Genomic DNA, 24,234 nt, shown 5'->3' with positions numbered 1-24,234 from the left:
GTGTACTTTGAACTTTGAGAAAAATGGACGCCTAAATTTGACAATTGTGAAAATATTAGTTAAAATTATTGTATGTTAAGTATAGTAAATAGGAGAAAATATGCCTACTAATTCTGATGAGCAAAGAAAACTTTCACTTGAAGAACGGATAGTTATTACGTCTTTAACATCTGTGGAAAATTTAAGAATCCATAATGTTGAATCAGTTAAAAAAACGACTGACATAATAAGTTATTATGTTGAACAAATAAAGGAGCCCTTTGAGGAATTTATTAAGCAAATCAATGAGATACATACTTCATTTATGTGGGAACTTGATCGTCTTGATCATGATACTTTGAGAGAACACTTTAATGAAGGAGTAACAATAGATGCACTAAAAGAACATGTGCAATCTGTTGGACAATACTTAGAATGCACTTCAAAGATTTTATATAAATTTGGTAAGTTAAATGATGAAGAAAAACAACAAGGTAGTGATTTAGTAGCAGAAAAACTTAAAATAATAGAAGAGATTTCAAATCCTAAAAGCAATCCAAACGCTTGTAGAACTTGTTGTGCTTTAAGTGGTGGTGCAATTATTGGAGCAGCTATAGCATACCTTGCAGGAGCTGCCACTTTAGCTCCTGCTATTGTTGCTGTTGCAGTATTTATTGCAGCCACTGTTGTTGGTGCACTGGTGGGTTATGGTATTGGAAAATCTTGTGAAAAGGTCAGTGAAGAAAGGCAAAAGGATCGCCATATGAGCATAGGTACTGTGATTAAGAATGTCCTTACTCCTGAGTGTTTAAAATCACAATCGCAAGTTCATCCATAAGGTAGGCATTTAGTATTGACTTTACAACAATAGTCACTTTAAATTAGTAACTATTGTTGCAGTTAAAGTATCAATGCCTTTTTTCTTTTATTTTTTTGCAATTCTAAGCATTTTATCTGCTGTATGCGTGATTAGCGTAAGAAATCCTGTGCATGCAGTATTATTTTTAATTTTCACCTTCGTTAACTCTGCAGTGCTTTTCATTCTTCTTGGAGCTGAATTCATTGCTATGATGGTACTGATAGTATACATCGGTGCAGTTGCAGTGTTATTCCTCTTTGTAGTTATGATGCTCGATATTGACTACATAAGGTTGCGCCAGGGTTTTGCAAAGCATTTCACTCTTGGTGCTATATTATGTGTTGTGTTTTTTCTAATCATCAGCTTTGTAATCCGCAGCTCAGCACCGAATATAAGCAATGTTATAAACTATAATACTAATAACGTGAAAGCTATTGGTAATTTGCTATATACTGACTATATGTATGCTTTTCATCTTTCTGGAATTTTGCTGCTTGTTGCAATTGTCGGTGCAATTGCTCTTACTTTGCAGGATAAGAAAAAAGGAGTTAAAAAACAGAATGTGTTAAAGCAATTGACGCAATCTTCATCTGTAAAATTGATTAAGGCTAAATTTGGAAAAGGAGTAGAATGGAAATAGGATTAAATCATTTTCTGATAGTTGCTGCTGTTTTGTTCACTATTGGAGTGTGCGGTATTTTCATCAACCGTAAGAGCATAATCAATATATTGTTATCAATAGAAATATTATTGCTGGCAATTAATATCAACTTAGTTGCTTTTTCTGCCTTTATGAATGATATAGTTGGGCAAATTTTTGTGATGTTTGTGTTGACTGTTGCGGCAGCAGAGTCAGGAGTTGGGCTTGCAATATTGGTTGTATATTATAGAAGCCGTGGCAATATAGACGTTGAACAAGCGAACTTAATGAAAGAATAAAAGTATGACGTATATACTGAAATTAATAGTATTTTTGCCACTTTTTGGTTCGCTATTTGCAGCACTTTTTAGAAAAAGTCAGTTAGTTACAACGGCAGGGATTGGAATATCTGCAGTTTTATCTTGGTATGTTTTTCTCACCTTCTCTGAAAATTATCACTTGAGTTTATTTCCTTTGTTTTCATTGAGCATCTTAAAAGTAAATTGGGCAATTAGTGTGGATGCTCTCTCATCCTTAATGCTTATTGTTATTACCACCGTTTCACTGGTAGTACATCTCTACTCTATCGGTTATATGGAGCATGATAAGGGGAAGTCGAGGTTTTTTTCTTACCTATCGCTATTTACGTTTTGCATGATTGTGCTGGTTGTAAGCGATAATTTCGTGCAGCTTTTTTTTGGCTGGGAAGGGGTTGGCCTATGTTCTTATTTACTCATAGGATTTTGGTTCCAAAAATATTCTGCAAATAATGCAGCAATTAAAGCATTTGTTGTGAATAGGGTAGGAGACTTTGCACTATTGATTGGAATCTTTCTTATTTATTATACATTTCACTCTTTGAATTTTACTGAAGTTTTCGACACAACTGATCTTCTTGGCACGCAGAACATTAGGGCATTCTGCTGTGAATTCAAAGTAACTCATATAATATGCATATTACTTTTTATTGGCTGTATGGGTAAATCTGCACAGCTTGGTTTACATGTTTGGTTGCCAGATGCAATGGAAGGGCCAACTCCTGTTTCTGCACTTATTCACGCAGCAACGATGGTAACAGCAGGTATATTTTTAGTAGCAAAGTGTTCTCCATTGTTTGAGTTATCAAATGTGGCACGAGAATTAATAGTTATCGTTGGAGCACTCACTGCTTTTTTTGCAGCCACCGTTGCAATTACTCAGAACGATATAAAGAAAATAATTGCTTATTCAACCTGCAGTCAACTTGGTTATATGTTCATGGCATGTGGGCTTTCTGCTTACAATGTTGCTATTTTTCATTTAATGACACACGCTTTTTTTAAAGCTCTACTATTTCTTGGTGCTGGCAATGTGATTCATGCAATGCATCATGAGCAAAACATTCAGAAAATGGGAAATTGCTGGAAGAAAATCCCTTGCACTTACGCTCTCATGTGGATTGGATCTCTTGCGCTTTCTGGGATATTCCCATTTGCAGGTTTTTATTCAAAGGATTTGATAATTGAACATGCTTATAGCACGGATAGCTTTGCTTTTGTAATAAGCTTAGTTGTTGCATTCTTCACAGCGTTTTACTCTTGGAGGTTATTGCTTCTTGTGTTCCACAGCCAAAAACAAAGTAAAATTAATATACATGAGGCACCAAAGATTATGCTTATACCATTACTGATACTCGCTTTTGGATCAGTATTTTCTGGAATATGGGGAGCAAATATTTTGAACATAACTAGTAATGCGTTTTGGAAATCAAGTTTAGTGATGATTGATGAGCATGGAGTTCATAATTTCTTTATAAAACTACTGCCAACCTTAGCAAGCCTAAGTGGAATAGCACTTGCGTACCTAATTTACCAATATCAAGTAATTAGGCAAATTAAGAGTAAATTTTTACTTAAGTTTTTGCAGAATAAATGGTACTTTGATGAGGTGTATGAGTTTGTTATAATTGCACCGATAAGGTTTATATCTAGGCTTCTATGGAAGTTTGATGTTAAGGCTATTGATTCATTTGGACCAAATGGTGTTGTAAGGTTGGTTAATGAATGTTCAAAAAGTTCTATAAAGTTACAAACTGGTTATATATTTGATTATGCATTTATTATGTTTGTTACTCTAATAATCGGTGCTTTATATATTATTGGAATTAAATAGAAGGTGCTGTTACTTAGTATATTCTTGCTTCCACTGATAGGAGCGTTGATTTTATCCTTAATCAGGATTAATCATCAATCTATACACCTAAGATTCCTTGCTCTATTTTTTGCTGTACTTCCATTTTTGCTTAGCATTGTAGTTTGTATAGAATTTGATTATAACAATGCGGACTTTCAGTTTGTCAGCTACCCAATTAGAAATGTTGGAATAGGGATAGATGGTATATCGTTGCTTTTCCTTCTGCTTACAACTTTCTTGTTTGTAATTTGTATACTCTACAACTGCAAAATGAGTTATACGACCCTAAAAGCCTATATGGCATTGTTTCTACTGCTTGAGAGTTTTGTAGTCGGTTTTTTCGTTTCACTGAATGCTATAAGCTTTTATGTGTTTTTTGAAGCTGTTTTAATACCAATGTTCTTTATTATTGGCATCTGGGGAGGAAAACACAGGGTATATGCAACGTTTAAGTTGTTTCTTTATACATTAACTGGCTCATTATTATTTCTACTTGGATTGGTTTACATCTATAACATTTTTGGAACGTTTAATATACAAAAATTAGCTACATTAGTGCCAAGCCTTGATCTTGAAGTGCAGTCATTGCTGTGGATTGCATTTTTTATTTCTTTTGCAATAAAAGTACCGATGTTTCCATTTCACACTTGGCTTCCTGATGCGCATGTACAATCACCAACTTCTGGATCTGTGATTTTAGCTGGCTTGCTTATTAAAATGGGAGGATATGGATTTTTAAGGTTTTCTATTCCAATGCTTCCTCAGGCAAGTTTATATTTTTCAAATTTCGTTGTTGTGCTGAGCATTATTGCGGTGATATATGCTTCGCTAGTTGCGTTTGCTCAAGATGATATAAAGAAGTTAATAGCTTATTCTTCAATAGCACATATGGGGATCGTTACTGCTGGCCTCTTTTCATTTTGTGAGGAAGGAGTACTGGGTAGCATATTTCAAATGATTAGTCATGGCCTTATTTCTGCTGCTTTATTTTTGTGTGTTGGAATGCTATATACTCGAACTGGAACTTTGGAGATTGCAAAATATTTTGGCATAGTAAACACAATGCCAAAATTTGGTTTTATGTTCATTTTATTTTCAATGGCTTCAATAGGGCTACCTGGAACATCTGGATTCATAGGTGAGTTTTTGGCTATGGTTGGAATGTTTAAGAGCATAGGGTTTTTTACAGGATTTATCGCACTTGGCACTATTTTAAGCGCAGTTTATATGCTGAATTTATGTAAGCAAATAATATGGGGGGTTAGCTATTCTAAATTATTAAATAACCGCTTGGATAGCATAGAATTTTCTGTCTTAATTCTGCTTGCAGTGTTTGTTATTTTGCTTGGATTCTACCCAACCCTTGCACTGAATTATTTGAAGCCATGTATGGCAAATTTGTTAGTCAAATATAATGCGCTATGAATTATATACAGATATTGCCGGAAACGTTCTCTATTATCTCCTCGTTAGTGTTGCTACTGCTTGGAATTATATTTAACCGCCGAACTATCAACTTATTAGCACTTGGCTGCACAGTGGTAACTTTGATTATTTTAATTATTTCGGCAGAAAACAATGAAATTTTTCTCTTTAATTCGTTGTTAAAACTCAATTTATACATCAGGTCAGCCCAAGGGTTAATTCTCAGCACAGGAATTTTAATACTTTTGATGCTGAATTTATCAAAATATGACTATAAATATGAATTTTCAATACTGATTCTTTTTGCGCTATTTGGCATGATAACTTTGGTTTCAGCAAATAGTCTGATTTCTTTTTATTTAGCTTTTGAGTTGATGAGTATATCTTTGTATGTTCTTGCGAGCTTTAATAAAGATTCAGCTTATTCATGTGAAGCAGGAGTGAAATATTTTACACTTAGTGCACTATCTTCCTGCATTATGCTATATGGAATGTCGCTGCTTTATGGATATACAGGACAAGTCAATTTCTCTGAGCTCGGTTCATTCTTGCAAAGCCATCAGATAACTTATGGAATAGTTTTTGGGTTAGTTTTTATCCTTATTGGTTTGTGTTTCAAGCTTGCTATTGCTCCTTTTCATATGTGGGCTCCAGATGTCTATCAAGGTGCACCTACCATAGTAACTGCGTTTTTTTCTACAGCTCCAAAAGCTGCACTTGTAACATTTTTAATTCGATTGATGAATGAAGAGTTAGTAAATGTAAAAAGTTATGTTCAGCCTATTTTCTTATACGTTTCAGCATTGTCTGTGCTTATCTCAGCTTTTGGGGCCTTACGTCAGCAAAACTTAAAAAGGCTGCTTGCTTACAGTTCAATTGGTCACATTGGTTTTATATTTGCTTCACTTTCTATTTTTACACAAGCAGGAACAGATAGTGCCTTAATGTATCTGGTGATATATATCATCACAAGCATAGGGCTATTCTCATATCTTGTACAAATTGACGATGACGATTGTGATATTGCAAATTTATCTGGTATAGGGAAGAAACGCCCAATTGTAGCATTTCATCTTTCTGTACTGTTACTCTCGATGTCGGGAATACCTCCACTTGCAGGTTTTATCGCTAAATTTTTTATATTCAAAAGTTTAATAAATTCTGGCTTTATCAGCCTGTCTTTGACCCTTGTGGTGGCGAGTGTTGTATCGTGTTACTATTATCTAAATATTATAAAAGCTATGTATTTCGATAAAGCTAGTGGTAATAAGGTTGCTTATTCTAAGGGCCTATTCATTATCACTTCGGTGGCTTCGCTGATCAACCTCGTTCTTTTCTTGTACGTTTTACTCACTCATTGAACTAAAGGGCTGACAAGGTGACCCCTGAGGGTTTTCATATTCATCATTACAAAAAAGTTTCAAGCACTAATAAAGAAGCGTTGGATTTAATTGATAAAGGAATATCAAATGAAACTATTATTGTTGCTGATAAACAAACAGAAGGCAGGGGGCGCACCGGAAAAAACTGGATTTCTCCAGAGGGTAATTTTTATGCAAGTTTGGTAATAAACCTCTTTAACGATTATCTGAATGAAAGCCAGCTTTCGGTGTCATTCCAGCGCGTGACGCTGGAATCTAGAAATCAAGAAGAATGGTCAAGCACACAACTGTACAAACGTTGTGGTATTCCCACCAAGGATGATGTCATCCGAGTAGCCTGGCACTGGGATCCAGAAAACTTAATTACAAATGGGCACATCAGGCAACTGTGTAATAAGAACTGGATTCCAGTGTCACGCACTGGAATGACACCACATACCACCTGCAAATTGCAATGTTCGCATAGTTATGTGTCAAGCACTGGGGAAAATACTGGGATGATAGAAAGAGGTTTAATGAATCAAGTTAGCAAATTAACAGAATTGACTTTTGTTACTGCTCTTGCTGTTGGAAATGCTATACTGTCATTTATAAATGGTCTAAATCTCCAGTATAAATGGCCAAATGACATTCTAATCGATGGCAAGAAAATAAGTGGAATATTGCTTGAAAAAAGATCCAATTCGAATTGGCTCATTATAGGAATTGGAATTAATGTCAGTCATGCACCACTTCCAGGAACAACGTGCATTAGCAATTACGGTGAGTCTGTGTCTAACATAGATCTGTTAAAGAAATTAATAATAAATTTTAATAAGCTAAGAAAGCAATGGCTACTTGATGGGTTTTATGCTATAAGAGAAATGTGGTTAAAAAAAGCATTCAAAATGAATGAGCAAATCAGTGTAAAGTTAGCTGACAAATTGTATGAAGGAATTTTTGCTGATATAGATAAAAGTGGTAAATTGGTGTTGCAGCAAAAGGATGGAAGCTTAATTTATTTTGATGCAGGTGAGTTATTTATTGATAATGCATTATGAATACATATGTAATTTTTGCTTACCTTATTAGTTTCACGCTGATTGCTGGAGAGCTAATTTTTACCATTTCTTGTTATACTAAAAGTAAAAAAATTCTAGAAAGCCTGAAAGATAATCATGAAGAAGAAACATAAGCGATTACTTATAACTTCAGGAATTTTCTGCTTTTTAAGTTGTGCAGTTTTTTTTATTTTAACAACGCTCAAAGAAAATATCTCATTTTTCTATACAGTAAGTGAGGCAATAGTTTTACCAAATGGTCAAAAACTAATCCGTGTTGGTGGAATGGTTGTTGAAAATAGCGTGATACGCAACGAAAGTGAAGTGATTTTTCAAATGACAGATTTTAATAAGAGCGTTATGGTGAAATATCAGGGAGTACTTCCACCAATGTTTTCAGAAAAAAGTGGTGTTGTTGTGCAAGGTAAAATGTTTGATAATAGTACTTTTCTTGCAGATACAGTGTTTGCAAAACATGATGAGAACTATATGCCGAAAGTTTTAAAATAGATTCCTTAACCTGGCTGTATTGAAACGGTATGTAGAGAGAGTCACAGCCTAGAGACTATTACTCTTTCCAGTTTAACCCCAATCTGGTTCATTAATGGTATTGTTTTCTAATTCCTCTACTTTTGTCTGTAAGTTATTCAGGCTCTGTACTAAACCACTATTTTCATTACCAACCTTTGTAATTAGCTCGTCAAGCTTACTCCTTTCTTCTGTTAGCATGTCATTTAATTGACTGATAGAGTTGCTATTGTTATGCAATACATCATCCAATTCAGGAACGAATTTCGTGTTCAGCTCTGCGATTAATTTATCTAAAGCTTTGTGGACATAACCAAGCTGCGCTGGATTTCGCGCAACTGTTTCATCATAACCTTTAGGTTTGGTGTTAACTTCTATTTTGCTTATTACTTTAAGTTCGTTTTTGCTTTCTTGTTTACTATTATTCATGCTAACTCCTATAAAAAATTATAATTTTAAAATCAATTCAGCTACATTGAAGTGGTATGTGGAAAGAGTAACAGCTAGCAAGCTATTACCTTTTTTATTAAAGCAACCCGTTCTCTTCGCCAGTAGCATGAGTGAATATGGAAGCTTCTGCAATGCCTGGCTGATCATCACGAAATTCCTGAAGCTCATCTCGAAGAGTTTGAAGTTGACTTTTTATTTCAGTTGTATTGTTCCCTATATTTGATATAGTTGTTGACAGTGGCTCCACTATGCCAGTTGTAATGTTACTGCTTAAACTTGTGTTATACTCATTAATACTGTCTATCAAGCCATCATAAACCTTTTTAAGGTATGTTATAGCTGCGGCTGTTTGCTTCATTTCCGCTATAGGTATTTTTTCCAGTGGCTGATTTATATCAAAATCTAACTCCTTAGCACCTTTTTCTTTATTCTGAATTTTTACTGAATCTATACTTGGTTTTACAAAATCTGGTTTTGTAAAAACCGGGCTCTCAAGTTTTAGTAATTTACTTTGGTCTGAAGGCTCGTCACCAAAATATAATTCTACATTGTTTTTACTCATAATAAGTTACCTCCTATAAAAAAATTGATTTTCATAAATTGCTACCATACAAGTAGCATTGAATCGTTATTGTTTTCTACTATTGTAAAATCTGGAGCTTCTGCAATGCCTGGCATATCGTCCTTGATTTGCTTGAGCATCTCAATCATTTCCTTGTTCTGTTTACTCTGCTCGTCAAGTTTCCCTTTTAATGCATCAATAATAGCTTTAGACTGATCTTGATTGCTGAGATCACCGATCACAGCTGTCACTTTCTCATAAGGCAGTTTGTGAATGATGTCTTTAAGCTCTTCTGCGCCTACGTTATCCAAAAGTTCTTTAAACTCCTCATTAGACATATTGCGAGCAAAAGCTTGAAGTTTGTCTGGGTTGTCAACTAAAGACTTAATGATAATCTGAATCTTATTAGAATCAGTTAAATCCTGAGCAATTGCTTCGAGTTTCTCAGGATCAAGCTTATTAACTAAGTCTTTCAGTTGTTCTTCTTGCAGACTATTTACTAAAGCTTTCAACTGATCACCTTCTAATTCTTTGGAGAGTATTGTCAAGTGGTGCTCAGCCAAGTCTTTTGCAAGCACTGTAAATTGCTCGTCATTTAAAGTTTTAATAAGTGCTTTGAACTGATCCACTTTTAAGTGAGGTAAAATTTCTTTTACTTGCTCTGGATTTAAGTTTCTAACTAGAGCTTCAAGCTGAGCATCATTTAAAATAGGAACAATTATTTGTAACTTTTCTGGATTTAGTTCCTGAGCAAGAGTTTGTAATTGGTGATTGGTTAGATGATCCACTAAAGCTTGGAGTTGTTCATCTGTTAAGTTCTTTGCTAAGGTCTGTAGTTGGCTTGAGCTCAGTTCAGGAATTATTTTTTGCAGTTGCTCGTTACTAAGAGTATTGGTAAGAGTTTTTAGTTGGTCGTCTGTTAGGCCCTGAATAAAAACTTTAGTAAACGCGTTTGATAGCAACAGTAGCACATCTCTTATATGTCTCTCACCGTAGTATAACATAATGTCTTGTAATACCTTATTGTCAGGTGAATCGATTATATTTCCTGCCTCGTCTGAAAAATAATATTTATTGTTGCCAGTACCTGAATCTTCCCATGTTACATATTTGTATTCCAATTTTTTTGATTTAATAGAACTGCTACACATAGTTTTGAAAGGCTGCACAAGCTCTCTTGTATATGATAACTTAGCCAACTCATTACCGTAATATACAAATGTATGGTTACTTTTTACATAATCTAAGTTAGAATCACTTTTATAATCTTTGGCTACCAGATTTCCTTCATTTTCTTCCTCCAGACATATGTAACTGTCTAGGCAAGAACTGCTGCAAAGTTTTATAGGCAATAAGCCTAGTACTACATCGTTTTTATCATCCAGCGATACAAGCTCAACTTTTTTAATAGGCATTGTAGGATCATTACCTTCAGGCCACTTTATCCTTGTAGTCGGGGTTTTTCTAAACACCTCTTTTCCAGGTATCATCTTAAAAACATGCTTTTTTCCACTCATGAGTATTACCTAATAAATTTAATTATAGCTATTCTAACATTTATTGATTAATTTATTGTTAAGTTGGTATATATCAGAATTATAATAACAAACATTACTTGTGTAGAGAGAAGTGACGAAAAGAAATAGGGATTTTTAGGAAACTAGTATAAAACACTCATAGATTAAAATAAGCTGTTTTGACAGGTTTTGTGGCGGCTAGAGCTGTATAGACTGGTGGAGGCAAGCGGGATCGAACCGCTGACCTTCTGCGTGCAAAACAGATGCTCTACCAGCTGAGCTATACCCCCAGGTAATTCTTGCTTAAAGCATAAATCACTCAGGCTGAAATGCAAGAAATATTTATCTATTAGGCTATTGCTAAATAGTGTACAAATTCTGCAGGGTGTACACACTTCTCTATTTTTTTGTCTCCTTAGCGTTATACGTCACACCATCCAAATAAATCTGTGAACTGAAAATTAACAAGAAGTTTTCCTTTAAAAATTTTTTAACTAAATTATCACTAACGCAGTATATTATATAATTTATTTAACCACACATGAAAATTTTAGTTTGATTAAAACGGATAAAAACTGTATTGATGTTTAGTATAGCTGAAAAATGAAATGATCCCGTAGCTCAGCCGGTAGAGCAACTGACTTTTAATCAGTGGGTCACGCGTTCGAATCGCGTCGGGATCACTCACAAATTTTGAAAAACATGCTAAAAGAACAAGACAAAATATTCACCAACCTAAATGGTAAAGGAACTCCACTACTTGAGGGTGCAAAAAAACGTGGTAGCTGGCAAAAAACAAAGGAATTACTGGATTTAGGATCAGAAAAGATCATTGATGAAGTAAAGAAATCTGGTTTGAGAGGTCGAGGGGGTGCAGGATTTTCCACCGGCCTTAAGTGGAGCTTTATGCCCAAAAATCTCCCAAAAGCATATTTAGTAGTCAATGCAGATGAGTCAGAACCTGGTACATGTAAAGATAGAGATATATTGCGATATGAGCCACATAAGTTACTTGAGGGAATTCTCCTGGCCGGCAAAGCGATCAGCGCATCAGTTGCATATATTTATATCAGGGGTGAATTTTATAATGAATATTTAGTTCTAAAAAAAGCACTTGAGGAAGCCTATAAAGAAGGTTTAATTGGAAAAAATGCCTGCAAATCAGGTTATGATCTTGATGTGTTTATCCATAGGGGCGCAGGAGCTTACATATGTGGGGAAGAAACAGCTCAACTCGAATCAATTGAAGGAAAAAAGGGCTTTCCTCGCATGAAGCCTCCATTTCCCGCAGGTGTTGGACTTTTTGGCTGCCCAACCACAATAAACAACGTTGAAACTATAGCCATGGTTCCAGATATTCTGAATCGCGGAGGAGAATGGTTTGCATCTCTTGGTAAACCAAATAATACTGGTACCAAGGTCTTTTGTATTTCAGGGCACGTAAACAACCCGTGTAATGTTGAAGAAGAGCTCGGAATTCCATTACGTGAATTAATTGAAAAATACGCAGGTGGAGTGCGAGGAGGTTGGGATAATTTACTTGCTGTAATACCTGGTGGGTCTTCAGTGCCATTAATTCCAAAATCTATATGTGATACTATTGAAATGGATTTTGATTCATTAAGAACTGCACAATCAGGGCTTGGTACTGCTGCTGTAATAGTGATGAATAAATCAACTGATATAATAGCTGCAATAGAGAGGTTATCACACTTTTATATGCATGAGTCCTGTGGACAATGCACACCATGCCGTGAAGGTACTGGATGGATGTGGAGGATTATGAAGAGGATGGTGGCAGGAGATATTAAGCCTGATGAAATAGATAAGCTGCTTGACCTTACAACTCAAATAGAAGGACATACAATTTGCGCACTTGGCGATGCTGCAGCTTGGCCGATTCAAGGATTAATAAGACATTTTCGCCATGTTATCAAAGAGAGAGCGATAATTTAACTTTACTTATACTTCTTAAGCCGTTTTGCTACTTAGCAACCAGAGCTAAAAAATATTGATTCCCTTCTCTTTTAGGTGCCAATTCTACCTTTGCGATATCTTCAGTGTCTCGAATTAGCCGTTCTAATTTTTCCAGTCCAACTTCAGTGCTTATAAGCTCTCTCCCTCTAAATCTCATTGTGACTTTAATTTTATGTCCGTGGGCAAGTAAGTCTCTTGCTTGACGCAATTTTGTTCCGTAATCGTGATCACCAATATTGGGACCCAGTTTAATTTCTTTTATAGTTAATGTTTTTTGTTTCTTTTTTGCTTCACTTGCTTTCTTTTTTATATCATACTTTTGCTTGCTATAATCCAGAATTTTACATACTGGAGGGGTTGAATCAGGTGCAATTTCTACCAAGTCTAAACCAACACCCTGTGCAAGCTCCAAAGCTCGTTCTATTAGCACGATTCCGATCATTTCACCACTGTGATCAACTAAGCGTACCTCCTTAGCTGTGATGAATCCATTAATTCTGTTTTTATTGTTCTTTTTAACTTGCAAACTTTAACTCCCTTAATTCAAATTAATACTTTTTAACAACAATTCAATAGCCTTCTCCAAAGAAAAAGACTCCTGTCTTTCCGATCCTAAATTTCTCACTGACACAGTTTTACTTGTAACTTCATTTTTGCCTACAATCCACAATATAGGAACCTTGTTTGAACTATGCAAACGTATCTTATAACTAATTTTTTCATTGGTCAAATCAGTCTTGACTCTCACACCTTGTTCTTTTAAAATATTGCTAATTTCTGTGGCGTAACCGTCAGCTTCATTTGTAATGGTCAGAATAGCAAGTTGCGTTGGAGCAAGCCAAACTGGAAATTTTCCTGCATAATTTTCTATCAAAATTCCGATAAAACGCTCAAAAGTCCCAAGAATTGCCCTATGTAACATGACAGGGTGATGCTTGTGCCCATCTGCCCCTATATAAAAAGCTCCCAGACGTTCTGGTAAAATGAAATCAACTTGCAATGTTCCACATTGCCAGCTTCTGCCTATTGCATCTTTCAAAACAAACTCTAGCTTTGGACCATAAAATGCACCTTCACCAGGGCTCAGTTCATAACTCAAGCCCGCTTCTTTAACGGCTTCAAGCAGCGCTTTTTCAGCTCTATCCCACACTTCATCATTACCTGCTCTAATATCTGGACGGTCTGAAAATTTCACAGAAATTTCATTAAATCCAAGCTCTGAATATACTTCTTTTAAAAGGTCACAAAACTTTATAGTTTCAGAATTCACTTGTTCTTCCATACAAAAAATGTGTGCATCGTCTTGCGTAAAACCACGCACTCGCATCAGTCCGTGCAATGAGCCTGAGCTTTCATTCCTATGACACGTACCAAATTCTGCCATACGTATCGGTAAATCACGATAGCTTCTGGTGTGAGAATTAAAAATCTGCACATGACAGGGGCAATTCATGGGTTTTATTGCTAGCTTTTTGCTTTCAGATTCATCAACAATAAACATATTTTCACGAAACTTATCCCAATGTCCAGATTTTTCCCACAGCTCTTTGCTTACTAAAATAGGAGTTTTTACCTCAAAATAGCCATTATTTATTAGCTTCTTTCTGATGTAAGACTCAAGAACATTATATAAAATATATCCTTGTTCATGCCAAAAAACCTGCCCGACAGCTTCCTCTTGGATGTGAAATAAATCCATATCCTTGGCAATTTTGCGGTGATCACGTTTCTCTGCTTCTTTGAGACACTCAAGATAAGCGTTTAATTCATCCTTATTTCTCCATGCTGTGCCATATATTCGCTGCAACATTGGGCCCTTTGCATCACCTCGCCAGTATGCACCCGCTACTTTCATAAGTTTAAACGCTTTAACTCTACCGGTTGATGGTGAGTGCGGACCACGGCATAGGTCAACAAAATCACCTTGCCTATAAACAGTTAGGTTTTCACCCTCTAGTATGGATGAGATAATATCAACCTTATATTTTTCGCCTATACCACTAAAGAAATCAACTGACTGCTTGCGAGTCCAAACTTCTCGAACAAATCTGTGGTTACTTTTTACAATCTCTTTCATTTTCTTTTCTATTGCGGTAAGATCGTCCGTAGTGAAGGTACGATCTGTAGCAAAATCATAGTAAAAACCGTCCTGAATTGTTGGGCCGATAGTAATCTGAGTATTAGGAAATAGCTCTTTCACTGCCTGCGCCATTATATGAGCAGCATCATGCCTTATTATATCTAAACCCACTTCGTCACTCAGTTGTATCACCTCTATCTCTGCATCAGCTTCAATTTCACGTGAGAGATCATGCAACTCACCATTTACCTTAAAGGCAATTGCTTCTTTCAAAACATCCGGTTGTAATATATCAAAGCCAGTAACTTTACCACTGTATTCTTTTACTTTTTGTTCGGCTGAAAAAGTAATCCTAATCATTTATCGACCCTTTTGTCTAACCCTCTCTTTGTCATCCCAGTGCGTGACACTGGGATGGCTTTGTTGCATAGCAACTGAAAAAATCTGGTGGCTACTGACAAAATTCATTATAAAATAGCCATTTAACCTTGAAAGAAAAAATATGCCACAAAAAATGAGGGTCAGTAACCATAGCGAATATAACAAATTTCTAGAAAAAAGAGGAAATATTTTTCATTATATCAACGAAGCCATAGAAAAGTGGTACGAGAATGGTCCAAAAATACCAGGTGGCAACAATATTTATAGCGATAAAGTTGTAATTTTGGTGCACATAATAACTTGTTTATTTAGAATAGGCCTGAGGCAAACAGTTGGGTTTATAGCAGGATACCTTGAGCAAATTGGGAAAAATTTGCAAGTTATCAGCTATTCACAATCATCAAGAAGGTTTAAGAAACTCAATATTAAGAGCAATGATTGCAGAAAATAATATGGAAGATATCGAAATTGCTATAGACAGTACAGGAATTAGTATATACAACAACACTCCTGGTCATAGCAAAGAAAATAGCGAAGATAGAAAGTATCGCAGCTATGAACAGACAAGAAAATTGCATGTAATGTTGAATACAAACAGCAAAAAAGCCATAGCTGTAAAATACAGTAACGGCTGATCACTATGGAGCTTGTGATTTGCTAAAAGAAGTCGATTTTCAGTATGTCATAAAAGTACTATATGCAGATAGGGCATATGACAGAGAAAAGCTCTATAAGCTGTGTAATCAATATGGTATAAAAACGAAAATTCCTCCGAAAAACAACGCAGCAGAGCATCCAAAGTTAGACTATATGGCTGAGAGAAATGCTGCAATTAGACTAATAAAATCATGCAGCGAAGATGGAATGAAGAGGTGGAAAAGGCAAACAAACTACGGAAAAAGATCTTATATAGAAAGTTTTTTCTCGCGACTGAAACAAACATTCGGGTTTAGTTTTAGGAATAAATCTGAGACAAATAGAGAGAAGGAACTACTTGTTAAATGCTATTTGCTCAATAAGTTCACTGATATTGGTATGGCTAAATTTGAGATAGCTTCATAAATTTATTGTGCGTTACCTACTATCCGAAGAGCGATGCAACAAAGCCATCCCAGTGTCAAGCACTGGGATGACAAGAAAGGGGCTACTTGGATGACATCTTTCAACATTATATCATGAACTTTCTAAAATTCATTGAACTGTGTTTTCAAACGGTAGTGCCGGGGTGTGAGTATAATGATTATCAGTATATAAAAGTCATAGCAGACAGACTTGAAGCGGCAAATGTTGGCAAAATGAGGCGAATAATATTCAATATGCCTCCGCGTTCAATGAAGTCCCTGTGCGCTAGTGTTGCGTGGCCCGCATGGATACTGGGAAATCAGCCAACTGCAAGAATAATAGTTGCAAGCTACTCTCGGCTGCTTAGCGAAAAGCACTCGCTCGATACAAGATGCATAATGCAGTCTAGTTGGTATAGAGAGCTGTTTCCAGAGGTAGGACTATCCAAAGATCAGAATACCAAATACAAATTTCAAACAGTGCAGAGAGGATACAGAATTGCAACGTCCGTTGGAGGGACGTTAACAGGTGAAGGTGGTGATTTCATCATCGTGGATGATCCACTGAGTCCCGCCCAAGCTTTGAGTGAAACGTTTAGAAAGCGTGCTACAAATTGGTTTGACCAGACTTTAGTAGCCAGGCTCAACAATAGAAAAAAAGGAGTAATTGTTCTTGTGATGCATAGGCTACATCAAGAAGATTTAACCGGGCACCTTCTCTCCAAACCGAAAAACATATGGAACCATACTTGTTTACCGATGATATCTGAAAATAAGGAGATTATCTATTCAATCAAAAAGCCAGCGCCTCCTTTTCTTGTTCCTGTCACCCGAGTAACTACAAATGAGTACAAAAGCTGGATTACAGCATCAAGTGCTAGAATGACACCACCCGTAATATTATACTCAAGAGAAGAAGGTCAGTTGCTATATCCCCTCGATGGAGGAAAAGAAGAAGTTGAGATGATAAAGGTTGAACTTGGAAGTTACGCTTTTGCTGCACAATATCAACAAAACCCTCTGCCACTTTCAAGTGGTATAATTAAACGAGAGTGGCTGAAGCGCTATAGAAATTTTTCTGATAGTCTCTCATATGTCACTCAGAGCTGGGACACTGCAGTTTCAACAAGCAGCATGAGCAACTTTAGCGTCTGCACCACCTGGACAAAAGTGGGCAATAAATTCTATTTACTCGATGTATATCGCGCAAAGCTTGAGTATCCAAAGCTTAAAGAGCAAGTTCTGTCACTAGCTGCAAGATGGACACCGCACGCAATTTTAATCGAAGCAAAAACAAGTGGTCAGCAATTGGTGCAAGAGCTAAAGACAAACAGTGATTTACCAATTATCGAAATAGTACCACATGATGACAAACTCACTCGATTTTATCAAATTGTTCCGATTATAGAGTCTGGCAAGGTTTTTCTGCCGCACCAAGCAGTATGGCTGAACGATTTTGAGTATGAGATTTTAATGTTTCCTGAAACTCGACACGATGATCAAGTGGATAGTACCGTGCAATATTTGCAGTGGGTGAGAGATAGTAGCTCTAGGGTCGCAGCTTTACGGGCATTGTGATTTAAGCCTACCAGATCCAAGTAGTCAGCTACTTGCATGACACCCTGACAACCGTCATCCCGCTACGTGTTAGCGCTTACTATTACCCACAAATATAAATGTTTGTTGCATAGCTCTTAATGGCATAACTTTTGCTTGAAATAACTGTTTATATGGTGCAATTTACAGCTTTTAGTTGCTAAAATTATAACTCTTAGTTTAATAATTTTAATCTAATAAGCTTTCAGGTTAATAAAATTAAATTATTTGAGTAAATACAATATTATGTTTTTATTTGTGGGTAATAGTAAGGTGTTAGCGGGATCTAGAGATACCGCGAATGAATCGCGGTATGACGGTTCGTGGTGGTATGACAGTTCGTGGCGGTATGACGGTTCGCGGTGGCATGACGATAACTTCGTCATTCCGCTATGTATTAGCGGCTAAGAGATACCGCGGCGGTATGACGGTCTGCGGCGGCATGACGGTTAAGCAATTCGTCATCCCGCTACATGTTAGCGGGATCTCTTGTTAGCGGATGAGATACCGCGAATGAATCGCGGTATGACGGTTAAGTACGTGTTAGCGGCTAAGAGATACTGCGGCGGTATGACGTAGAGCTCGCGTTAGCTATAAGATTAGCTAAATTCTGCACGTCCATAAAAAACAAACCTTCTTTTTCGTCTTGAACGCTAATAATAGCGTGAGTGTTAAAAGGTAAAGGATCATTTGTATGTCCATGGCCTACCCCTTTCATAGTAAATACAGGAAAGTTAACACTTTTTGCAAACCTTTCTTTTACAACTTCAACAAGGTTATCGTTATAGCAGTTAACGAAATCCCCAAAGATTACTGCATGTACTCCATCAAAGATGTGAGCTTGTTTTAGGTGATCTAAACTGCGCTCTATTGCGTATGGGTAGACTCTTATGTCCTCTAAAAATAGAATTTTACCTTTCGCATTTATTTGCCAAACAGTTCCTATACTGTTTTCAACTAAAGTCATATTACCACCGATGATTTTAGACTCTAATCTGCCATCTTTTAGTCTAATGCCATTATTTATCGTCTTTAGGTTATCAAATCTGATAGAATCCCGCTTGTTAAGAATTAACTCTTTCAATTTTTCAACAGAGCTTTCAGAAACGGAGTTATTTACTATCATTTCCAACATGGTGCCGTGAAGAGTTTGCCAATCATATTTAGCTTGTAGATAGATGTGCAAGGCAGTTATATCGCTATAGCCTATGAGGATCTTTTTGTTTTGAGCAATCCTTTCTTTTTTATCATTGGGTAACTTTTCTAGATAGGGAATTAACCGAGAAGCCCCTTCTCCTCCTCTGATACACCAGATTATTTTACTATCACCGGTTAGTGCACTAATCAAATCATTTGCTCTGAATTCATCAGAGTTGGAATAAAATGGATTATCATTACTATATATTTTCTCCGAAATATGGGGATTAAAATCCAAAGCTTCTACATATTCTTTTATAGTAGTCAGATCTAATTCTTTTCCCTTCGAAGAAGGAGCAATAATATCAACTTGGTCGATTGCATGAATACCTGTGTTAGCACATAAAGTGAGAATGAAATATAAAAGGTAAACAATCATTAAAATATCTTATAAAACTCTTTTTTTAGTATATCATCCAATTCAGAGAGTGGAACTTTCACTCCTAGTTCTTCCATTGACGTGACGCCATAACCTTGCAACCCACAAGGAATAATACCCTTATAGTGAGAGAGGTCTGGAAAGACGTTAAGCGCTATGCCATGATAAGTTACCCATTTTCTTAAACGGATACCAAAAGCTGCAATTTTTTTTTCTACTCCGTTATGGTTTACCCAAATGCCTATTCTATCTTCTCTAAACTCTCCAAGTATATTAAATTGCTTTAAAACATTTATGATCCACTTACTTAGATCTCTAATATATAGCTTTATATCGCATTTGTTTCTTTTTTTAAGGTTTAACATTAAATATATAATGCGCTGTCCTGGACCATGATATGTGTGTTTACCACCCCTTCCTGTTTTATATATGGGAAATAGTTTTTCAACAATATCATCAGCTGTTGCACTGATTCCTGCAGTGTAAAGTGGAGGGTGCTGGAGTAGCCATACTAATTCGTCTGCTGAATTATTGTGAATTTGTTGAATTTTCTCTTCCATAGATTTTACGGCACAGTTATAATCAATAAGCTGATTAGATATTAGCCATTCTGTCATGTTCAATTTCTTTTTTTTTAGTATAGCAGTTCGTTTTTTCCTGTTATTCCAGTGTGTGACACTGAGCGCAGCCTTTCTTATTCCTAATATACTTAATACTAACTTCTGTGCTATTTCTCCTTAACAAACATAGTACATGACAAATGTTTAATTATTTGTCAACACAGGTCCTCTTTACGTATAGGCAACTTTTTTTATTGAAAAATTCAGAAAAATGTTGTATAATTATTAGTAGATTTTAGGTAAAATATATGGCAAACTCAAAATTTAGCATAACTTTCAACAACGAAATTTCAGAGTGTCTTGCTGGACTGGCTAAAATAAGAAATAAGTCCATTAAAGAACTAACAGAGAAGCTAATACAAGAAGCAATTGAAAATGAGGAAGATAAAATACTAATTGAGCGTGCTGCTAAACGTAATGTTTCAGGTGTAAAGAAAATTAGAAGTGAGGATGTAGACTGGAATACAATATTATCTTCATAGAAAGCGTTCTTGAGAAAGACCTTCCAGCTCTTCCAAAAACAATAAGATTAAGGATCATAAATGCGATAAATAAGCGCCTTACAGTTGATCCCATTAACCTTGGTGAGCCATTATATTACAGATTTAAAGGACAAAGAAGATTAAGGGTAGGTGATTATCGCGTTATCTATTCCGTAAATATTATAAAATATGAAGTGGTTATCACAGAGATAGGACACAGAAAAGATATTTATAAGTAAGTACATCATATAAATATTAAATATATTTTTACTCCTTCCTGATTCATTTTCTACCTTAGGTGGCTTTGCTCAGCTCAAAAAAAAAGCTCATTCTTTTTGCTACCCCTTATTGTGCCTGCCATTTAACTACTGTGTAGAGATTGCTCTCAAACATAATGTTCGTACGTTAGTATATCCTTCCTGTGACACCAATTGATATAATTCTACCACAAATTCAATTTTTTAGGAGGCATATATGAATCTCAATATTTTTCAAAGAAAAAAAAGCGCAGTATTTACTAAATATTCTGCTTTGCAGCTAATGATGGAGCCAAGTTGGAGTAAGCGTGATTATGTAAGTTTTGCTGAGGAAGGTTACATAAAAAATGTTATTGCCTTTCGAGCAATTAATATGATTGCAAGTGCTGCATCTTCGGTACCTTTTACTCTCTGCCAGCTTACTGAACCATACGCGTCAAGTTAAGAGATTGTGAGCAAATTTAGAGAGGTTAAAGTGGATACTCTAGCCCTTCTACGTTTGTCTTTTAATGAAAATCGCGACCAAGTTATAGTGAGTTTTTTAAGAAATGCTTTTAAACTATTAATTTTGGTTAATACTAAAAATAACTCTCTAACCCGCCTTTTTAGCTCAATAAATGCCTTTGTTAAGCTAAGTTCTGTATTCTTTTTCACTTCTGTGCAACCAACTATGCCGTGAAATATAAGAATTGCGCACAATTTAGCATATAGTTCACATAATACTCTGCATGGCTTTCCTTTTAGCTTATCAAGCCTGATATGGCTTTTATACAATTTAAATAATAACTCAATTTGCCACCTTACTCTGTAAATCGTTAATACTTGCTCAGCACTAATTTTATTTTCTGGAACATTAGTTATAAATATTGACCAGTTCAACAATTTTTGATTTCTTTTAGAGGATGTATATCCCTGCGATCTTGCTAATCTATTAGCTTTCCTTCTTCTGGCCATAGACTGTTCTTCAGTTAGTTTCTGACATATAATTCTTACTCTAATTTTTGCTTCTTTTCCTAACAATACCTCGTTTTCTAAAAATAACTTATCCTCTAAACATTCTAATAACTCCATTTTTTGATTTGTTTCTACATCATATATGTTGGTATCGGATTTATAACGACTTATGAAATAAGCTCCTATTTCATTGATTTGTTTAAAAGAACTTGGCACAAAATAACCGAGATCAGATATTAGCAAATCATTGCTTAATATATTACTTAAATGTTTCCTATATCCCTGGTCTGATCTTACCCCCTCCGTTAAATTAAGTTGGTCTATTATCTGATTCATGTAGTCGAAAACTAATTGTAACTTTATTCCAGACTTAGTATTGCTTTCATAGCCACTGTAGCTAGTACCATAACCTTTATACATCTCTTCCATACTGTTAGGTAGAGTAATATAGCTACTGTCCAATAATTTAACACTATTAAATTGCTGTAAGATTTTGCAATCAACTTGCAAGATATTTTTAAAGAGAATCACAGATTCATTATACATCCTTTTCATAAATTCCACTGCTTCTTCAGTAAATCTAAAATCCAAACCTTGTTTTGTTATATCTATCGAGTCCTCGTTTAGTAATTGACACATTGTTTCTACGCTACAATTATCAACTCCTATATTACCCAAGACCATGGCTTTTACGAATGATGAACCTTTTAGCTTTCTCTTTCTTTTTATAAACCTTGTTGTAATTGAGATTTTCTCTGCTTTTTCATTAAAAAATTCTTTGAGCTTTTTTGATAAGCAAGTTATTTTATTCATTGGTTCTCTCACTAAAAGTATATCTGGGAGAACTTATACCTTATTATTCTATCTCTTTCATACCTTTATTTCCTTAACTTGACGCGTATGGTTCCAAGATCGGTGTCAAAAATTGCTCAAACCATCCATTAAAAACATCCATATTACAGTGGCCTTCAAAGGTTAACGGAACAACTATCTTTCTTCCACTTAAGGCTGCAACCATACTGATTCGTTGAGTTTTCTTTCCAGATTTTAAGGCATAAAACCGCTGTCCTTTCTGGCAATATCCGTAGGGGTAGTCTTCGGTGTTATCAATGCCAGACTCATCTATATACACTAAGTTTTTAGGTTCTTTTGTCGCTATAATTTTCAAAAATTCAGCACGTTTTTCTTCGTTTCTTTCCTTGTATCCATATGTCTTTTTTTGCACGTAAATCCAATTTTTTTAAGGGCTCGATAGATCGTTTGGATACTAACGTTGTTCCAAAGTTTAGCCATTTCCGATAGAGTCTTTCCTCCGTGTTCTCTGGCAAATTTGGCAAAGGTATCCCAGTCGGTAATTTTGTGATTGTAACCCCCATTTCCAAGTTTTTTTGATTGAAAGTCTCCTGTTTCTTTTCTTCTTTGCTGCCACTCCCATAAAGTAGTTCGTCCAATCTTAAATCTTGCTGCCACTGTTTCTCTGCTTTCTCCTTCGTCTAGCGCTTCCATTGCTTTTTTTCTTAAATCATAACTATATGCTGCTGGCATTCAACCTCCTTATCATCATCTACCCTTATCCTATCACATCCGGACTTTTATGGAAAGAGCTATAATATGGAAGATATCGAAATTGCTATAGACAGTACAGGAATTAGTATATACAACAACACACAGCAAGGAAAATAGCACTGACAGAAAATATCGTGGCTATGAGCAAACGAGAAAATTGCACGTAATGTTGAATATAAACAACAAAAAAGCCATAGCTGTAAAATACAGTAACGGCTGATCACTATGGAGCTTGTGATTTGCTAAAAGAAGTTGATTTTCAGCATGCCATAAAAGCACTATATGCAGATAGAGCATGTGATAGGCACAAGTTTTATAAGTTGTGTAACGAATATGATATAAAGACAAAAATTCCACCAATAAACAATGCGGCAGAACATCCAGAAATAGATTATATGTCTAACAGGAATGCTGCTATTAGGTTAATAAAATTATACGGTGAAGATGGCATGAAAGAATGGAAAAAAGAAGTAAATTATGGGAAAAGATCTTATATTGAAGGGTTTTTCTCAAGATTAAAGCAAATATTCGGATTTAGTTTTAGGAATAAATCTGAGATAAATCGAGAAAAAGAACTAAATGCTATTTGCTTAATAAATTCACTGATATTGGTATGGCTAAATTTGAGATAGTTACATGAATTTACCATAAATCACCATCTCATAAAGTGTGATGCAACAAAGCCATCCCAGTGTCAAGCACTGGGATGACATCATCCTTTTTTGGATTCCAGACTGGAATGACAGCAGTCCTACGTCATACCGCCGCGGTATTTCCAGATCCCGCTAACACGTAGCGGGATGATGGTTGTCAGGGTGTTGTCCAAGTAGCCTCCTTCTTCTGTTATCCAAGTAGCCTCTTTCTTGTCATCCCAGTGCTCCTTTCTTGTCATCCCAGTGCCCAGACACTGGGATCCAGGAAACTTAACTTTACACCAGGTAATAAGAACTGGATTCCAGCGTCACGCGCTGGAATGACAGCAGTCCTACGTCATACCGCGATTCATTCGCGGTATCTCAGCCGCTAACAAGAGATCCCGCTAACACGTAGCGGGATGACGGTTGTCGTTCAGCCACAAACATTAAGAAATTTACCAAATGAAAAAAAAGGCAAAAGAAGCCCCGTGGTTA

The 24,234-nt window shown here is 35.9% G+C and carries 21 protein-coding genes, 2 tRNA genes and 4 pseudogenes; 17 read left to right on the top strand and 10 right to left on the bottom strand.

Features of this window, described 5'->3' with window-relative positions:
• Positions 1-100 precede the first annotated feature (100 nt).
• From OM961_RS06250 to ccmE, 9 genes are all read left to right on the top strand, one after another.
• The gene (locus tag OM961_RS06250) at positions 101-817 is read left to right on the top strand and encodes a hypothetical protein (protein ID WP_264339644.1); all 717 of its coding nucleotides are present in this window, start codon (positions 101-103) and stop codon (positions 815-817) included.
• Positions 818-890: 73 nt separating this feature from the next.
• A complete protein-coding gene (locus tag OM961_RS06245) occupies positions 891-1,478 on the top strand; it encodes an NADH-quinone oxidoreductase subunit J (RefSeq protein ID WP_264339643.1) in 588 nt (195 codons plus the stop codon).
• Positions 1,469-1,777 carry an NADH-quinone oxidoreductase subunit NuoK gene (gene nuoK, locus OM961_RS06240; protein WP_006012916.1) on the top strand — a complete coding sequence of 103 codons (309 nt, stop codon included), beginning with the start codon at positions 1,469-1,471 and terminating at the stop codon, positions 1,775-1,777. Before OM961_RS06245 ends, nuoK begins: the two co-directional genes overlap by 10 nt.
• 4 nt (positions 1,778-1,781) lie before the next feature.
• Entirely contained in the window at positions 1,782-3,629 is a 1,848-nt protein-coding gene (gene nuoL / locus OM961_RS06235) for an NADH-quinone oxidoreductase subunit L (protein WP_182309334.1), read from the top strand.
• Between the two features lie 3 nt (positions 3,630-3,632).
• A complete protein-coding gene (locus tag OM961_RS06230) occupies positions 3,633-5,075 on the top strand; it encodes a complex I subunit 4 family protein (protein ID WP_264339642.1) in 1,443 nt (480 codons plus the stop codon).
• Positions 5,072-6,436, top strand: coding sequence for an NADH-quinone oxidoreductase subunit N (locus tag OM961_RS06225; protein ID WP_264339641.1), 1,365 nt, complete (start codon positions 5,072-5,074; stop codon positions 6,434-6,436). The genes OM961_RS06230 and OM961_RS06225 overlap by 4 nt, the downstream gene beginning before the upstream one ends.
• Before the next feature lie 17 nt (positions 6,437-6,453).
• Positions 6,454-7,497, top strand: coding sequence for a biotin--[acetyl-CoA-carboxylase] ligase (locus OM961_RS06220; RefSeq protein ID WP_010082374.1), 1,044 nt, complete (start codon positions 6,454-6,456; stop codon positions 7,495-7,497).
• Positions 7,494-7,631 (top strand): CcmD-like small membrane protein, encoded by a 138-nt coding sequence (locus OM961_RS06215; RefSeq protein WP_010962957.1) that lies wholly within the window; start codon positions 7,494-7,496, stop codon positions 7,629-7,631. Before OM961_RS06220 ends, OM961_RS06215 begins: the two co-directional genes overlap by 4 nt.
• On the top strand, positions 7,615-8,007 hold the full coding sequence (gene ccmE / locus OM961_RS06210) for a cytochrome c maturation protein CcmE (protein ID WP_264339640.1): 393 nt from the start codon (positions 7,615-7,617) through the stop codon (positions 8,005-8,007). Before OM961_RS06215 ends, ccmE begins: the two co-directional genes overlap by 17 nt.
• A 72-nt stretch (positions 8,008-8,079) precedes the next feature.
• Here ccmE and OM961_RS06205 read toward each other — a convergent pair whose 3' ends face one another.
• The 4 genes from OM961_RS06205 to OM961_RS06190 all read right to left on the bottom strand — a co-directional run bounded on the left by OM961_RS06205 (position 8,080) and on the right by OM961_RS06190 (position 10,844).
• Positions 8,080-8,454, bottom strand: a complete 375-nt coding sequence (locus OM961_RS06205) for a hypothetical protein (protein ID WP_010082372.1) — start codon at positions 8,452-8,454, stop codon at positions 8,080-8,082.
• Positions 8,455-8,551: 97 nt separating this feature from the next.
• A complete protein-coding gene (locus tag OM961_RS06200; RefSeq protein ID WP_264339639.1) occupies positions 8,552-9,037 on the bottom strand; it encodes a hypothetical protein in 486 nt (161 codons plus the stop codon).
• Between the two features lie 41 nt (positions 9,038-9,078).
• The gene (locus OM961_RS06195) at positions 9,079-10,554 is read right to left on the bottom strand and encodes a magnesium transporter MgtE N-terminal domain-containing protein (protein WP_264339638.1); all 1,476 of its coding nucleotides are present in this window, start codon (positions 10,552-10,554) and stop codon (positions 9,079-9,081) included.
• 214 nt (positions 10,555-10,768) lie between these two features.
• Positions 10,769-10,844: transfer RNA gene (locus tag OM961_RS06190), tRNA-Ala, on the bottom strand.
• Between the two features lie 320 nt (positions 10,845-11,164).
• Here OM961_RS06190 and OM961_RS06185 point away from each other — a divergent pair.
• A tRNA-Lys gene (locus OM961_RS06185) sits at positions 11,165-11,237 on the top strand.
• Positions 11,238-11,256: 19 nt separating this feature from the next.
• The gene (gene nuoF, locus OM961_RS06180; protein ID WP_010962959.1) at positions 11,257-12,510 is read left to right on the top strand and encodes an NADH-quinone oxidoreductase subunit NuoF; all 1,254 of its coding nucleotides are present in this window, start codon (positions 11,257-11,259) and stop codon (positions 12,508-12,510) included.
• 28 nt (positions 12,511-12,538) lie between these two features.
• Here nuoF and infC read toward each other — a convergent pair whose 3' ends face one another.
• Together infC and thrS are read right to left on the bottom strand one after the other, a co-directional pair.
• Positions 12,539-13,057: a translation initiation factor IF-3 gene (gene infC, locus OM961_RS06175; protein ID WP_264339637.1), complete on the bottom strand. Its 519-nt coding sequence runs from the start codon at positions 13,055-13,057 to the stop codon at positions 12,539-12,541.
• A 12-nt stretch (positions 13,058-13,069) separates the two neighbouring features.
• Positions 13,070-14,971, bottom strand: a complete 1,902-nt coding sequence (gene thrS / locus OM961_RS06170) for a threonine--tRNA ligase (RefSeq protein ID WP_264339636.1) — start codon at positions 14,969-14,971, stop codon at positions 13,070-13,072.
• A gap of 142 nt (positions 14,972-15,113) precedes the next feature.
• On the opposite strand from thrS, the pseudogene OM961_RS07730 reads away from it, so the two are divergent.
• A pseudogene (locus OM961_RS07730) lies at positions 15,114-16,054 on the top strand (IS5 family transposase).
• A gap of 113 nt (positions 16,055-16,167) precedes the next feature.
• Positions 16,168-17,631 carry a phage terminase large subunit gene (terL, locus tag OM961_RS06150; RefSeq protein WP_253303711.1) on the top strand — a complete coding sequence of 488 codons (1,464 nt, stop codon included), beginning with the start codon at positions 16,168-16,170 and terminating at the stop codon, positions 17,629-17,631.
• A gap of 568 nt (positions 17,632-18,199) precedes the next feature.
• Here terL and OM961_RS06145 read toward each other — a convergent pair.
• Together OM961_RS06145 and lipB are read right to left on the bottom strand one after the other, a co-directional pair.
• Positions 18,200-19,225, bottom strand: a complete 1,026-nt coding sequence (locus OM961_RS06145) for an LD-carboxypeptidase (protein WP_182309597.1) — start codon at positions 19,223-19,225, stop codon at positions 18,200-18,202.
• Entirely contained in the window at positions 19,225-19,866 is a 642-nt protein-coding gene (gene lipB / locus OM961_RS06140; RefSeq protein ID WP_264339731.1) for a lipoyl(octanoyl) transferase LipB, read from the bottom strand. Before lipB ends, OM961_RS06145 begins: the two co-directional genes overlap by 1 nt.
• 227 nt (positions 19,867-20,093) lie before the next feature.
• Between lipB and OM961_RS06135 the strand changes: the two genes are divergently transcribed.
• From OM961_RS06135 to OM961_RS06125, 3 genes and pseudogenes are all read left to right on the top strand, one after another.
• Entirely contained in the window at positions 20,094-20,327 is a 234-nt protein-coding gene (locus OM961_RS06135) for a DUF6290 family protein (RefSeq protein ID WP_010081986.1), read from the top strand.
• Entirely contained in the window at positions 20,303-20,566 is a 264-nt protein-coding gene (locus OM961_RS06130; protein ID WP_080717643.1) for a type II toxin-antitoxin system RelE family toxin, read from the top strand. Before OM961_RS06135 ends, OM961_RS06130 begins: the two co-directional genes overlap by 25 nt.
• A 235-nt stretch (positions 20,567-20,801) precedes the next feature.
• Positions 20,802-21,011: pseudogene (locus OM961_RS06125) on the top strand (phage portal protein); the annotation flags it as partial.
• A 14-nt stretch (positions 21,012-21,025) separates the two neighbouring features.
• On the opposite strand, the gene OM961_RS06120 reads toward OM961_RS06125, so the two are convergent.
• Positions 21,026-22,351, bottom strand: coding sequence for an IS4 family transposase (locus OM961_RS06120; RefSeq protein ID WP_264339118.1), 1,326 nt, complete (start codon positions 22,349-22,351; stop codon positions 21,026-21,028).
• Positions 22,352-22,439: 88 nt separating this feature from the next.
• Positions 22,440-23,083: pseudogene (locus tag OM961_RS06115) on the bottom strand (IS630 family transposase); the annotation flags it as partial.
• 63 nt (positions 23,084-23,146) lie between these two features.
• Between OM961_RS06115 and OM961_RS06110 the strand changes: the two are divergent.
• Positions 23,147-23,744 (top strand): annotated as a pseudogene (locus OM961_RS06110) (transposase); the annotation flags it as partial.
• Between the last annotated feature and the right edge of the window lie 490 nt (positions 23,745-24,234).

Source organism: Wolbachia endosymbiont (group A) of Cydia splendana, assembly GCF_947179475.1.
GTDB lineage: Bacteria > Pseudomonadota > Alphaproteobacteria > Rickettsiales > Anaplasmataceae > Wolbachia > Wolbachia pipientis.
Note: the sequence above shows the minus strand (reverse complement) of the source record. Positions and strands in the feature narration are given on the sequence as shown.

Excerpts from the sequence above, each read along its gene's own strand:
- OM961_RS06250 (WP_264339644.1), top strand. The coding sequence starts at position 101 with ATGCCTACTAATTCTGATGAGCAAAGAAAACTTTCACTTGAAGAACGG.
- OM961_RS06245 (WP_264339643.1), top strand. The coding sequence starts at position 891 with ATGCCTTTTTTCTTTTATTTTTTTGCAATTCTAAGCATTTTATCTGCT.
- nuoK (WP_006012916.1), top strand. The coding sequence starts at position 1,469 with ATGGAAATAGGATTAAATCATTTTCTGATAGTTGCTGCTGTTTTGTTC.
- nuoL (WP_182309334.1), top strand. The coding sequence starts at position 1,782 with ATGACGTATATACTGAAATTAATAGTATTTTTGCCACTTTTTGGTTCG.
- OM961_RS06225 (WP_264339641.1), top strand. The coding sequence starts at position 5,072 with ATGAATTATATACAGATATTGCCGGAAACGTTCTCTATTATCTCCTCG.
- OM961_RS06215 (WP_010962957.1), top strand. The coding sequence starts at position 7,494 with ATGAATACATATGTAATTTTTGCTTACCTTATTAGTTTCACGCTGATT.
- ccmE (WP_264339640.1), top strand. The coding sequence starts at position 7,615 with ATGAAGAAGAAACATAAGCGATTACTTATAACTTCAGGAATTTTCTGC.
- OM961_RS06205 (WP_010082372.1), bottom strand. The coding sequence starts at position 8,454 with ATGAATAATAGTAAACAAGAAAGCAAAAACGAACTTAAAGTAATAAGC.
- OM961_RS06200 (WP_264339639.1), bottom strand. The coding sequence starts at position 9,037 with ATGAGTAAAAACAATGTAGAATTATATTTTGGTGACGAGCCTTCAGAC.
- OM961_RS06195 (WP_264339638.1), bottom strand. The coding sequence starts at position 10,554 with ATGAGTGGAAAAAAGCATGTTTTTAAGATGATACCTGGAAAAGAGGTG.
- nuoF (WP_010962959.1), top strand. The coding sequence starts at position 11,257 with ATGCTAAAAGAACAAGACAAAATATTCACCAACCTAAATGGTAAAGGA.
- thrS (WP_264339636.1), bottom strand. The coding sequence starts at position 14,971 with ATGATTAGGATTACTTTTTCAGCCGAACAAAAAGTAAAAGAATACAGT.
- terL (WP_253303711.1), top strand. The coding sequence starts at position 16,168 with ATGAACTTTCTAAAATTCATTGAACTGTGTTTTCAAACGGTAGTGCCG.
- OM961_RS06145 (WP_182309597.1), bottom strand. The coding sequence starts at position 19,225 with ATGATTGTTTACCTTTTATATTTCATTCTCACTTTATGTGCTAACACA.
- OM961_RS06135 (WP_010081986.1), top strand. The coding sequence starts at position 20,094 with ATGGCAAACTCAAAATTTAGCATAACTTTCAACAACGAAATTTCAGAG.
- OM961_RS06120 (WP_264339118.1), bottom strand. The coding sequence starts at position 22,351 with ATGAATAAAATAACTTGCTTATCAAAAAAGCTCAAAGAATTTTTTAAT.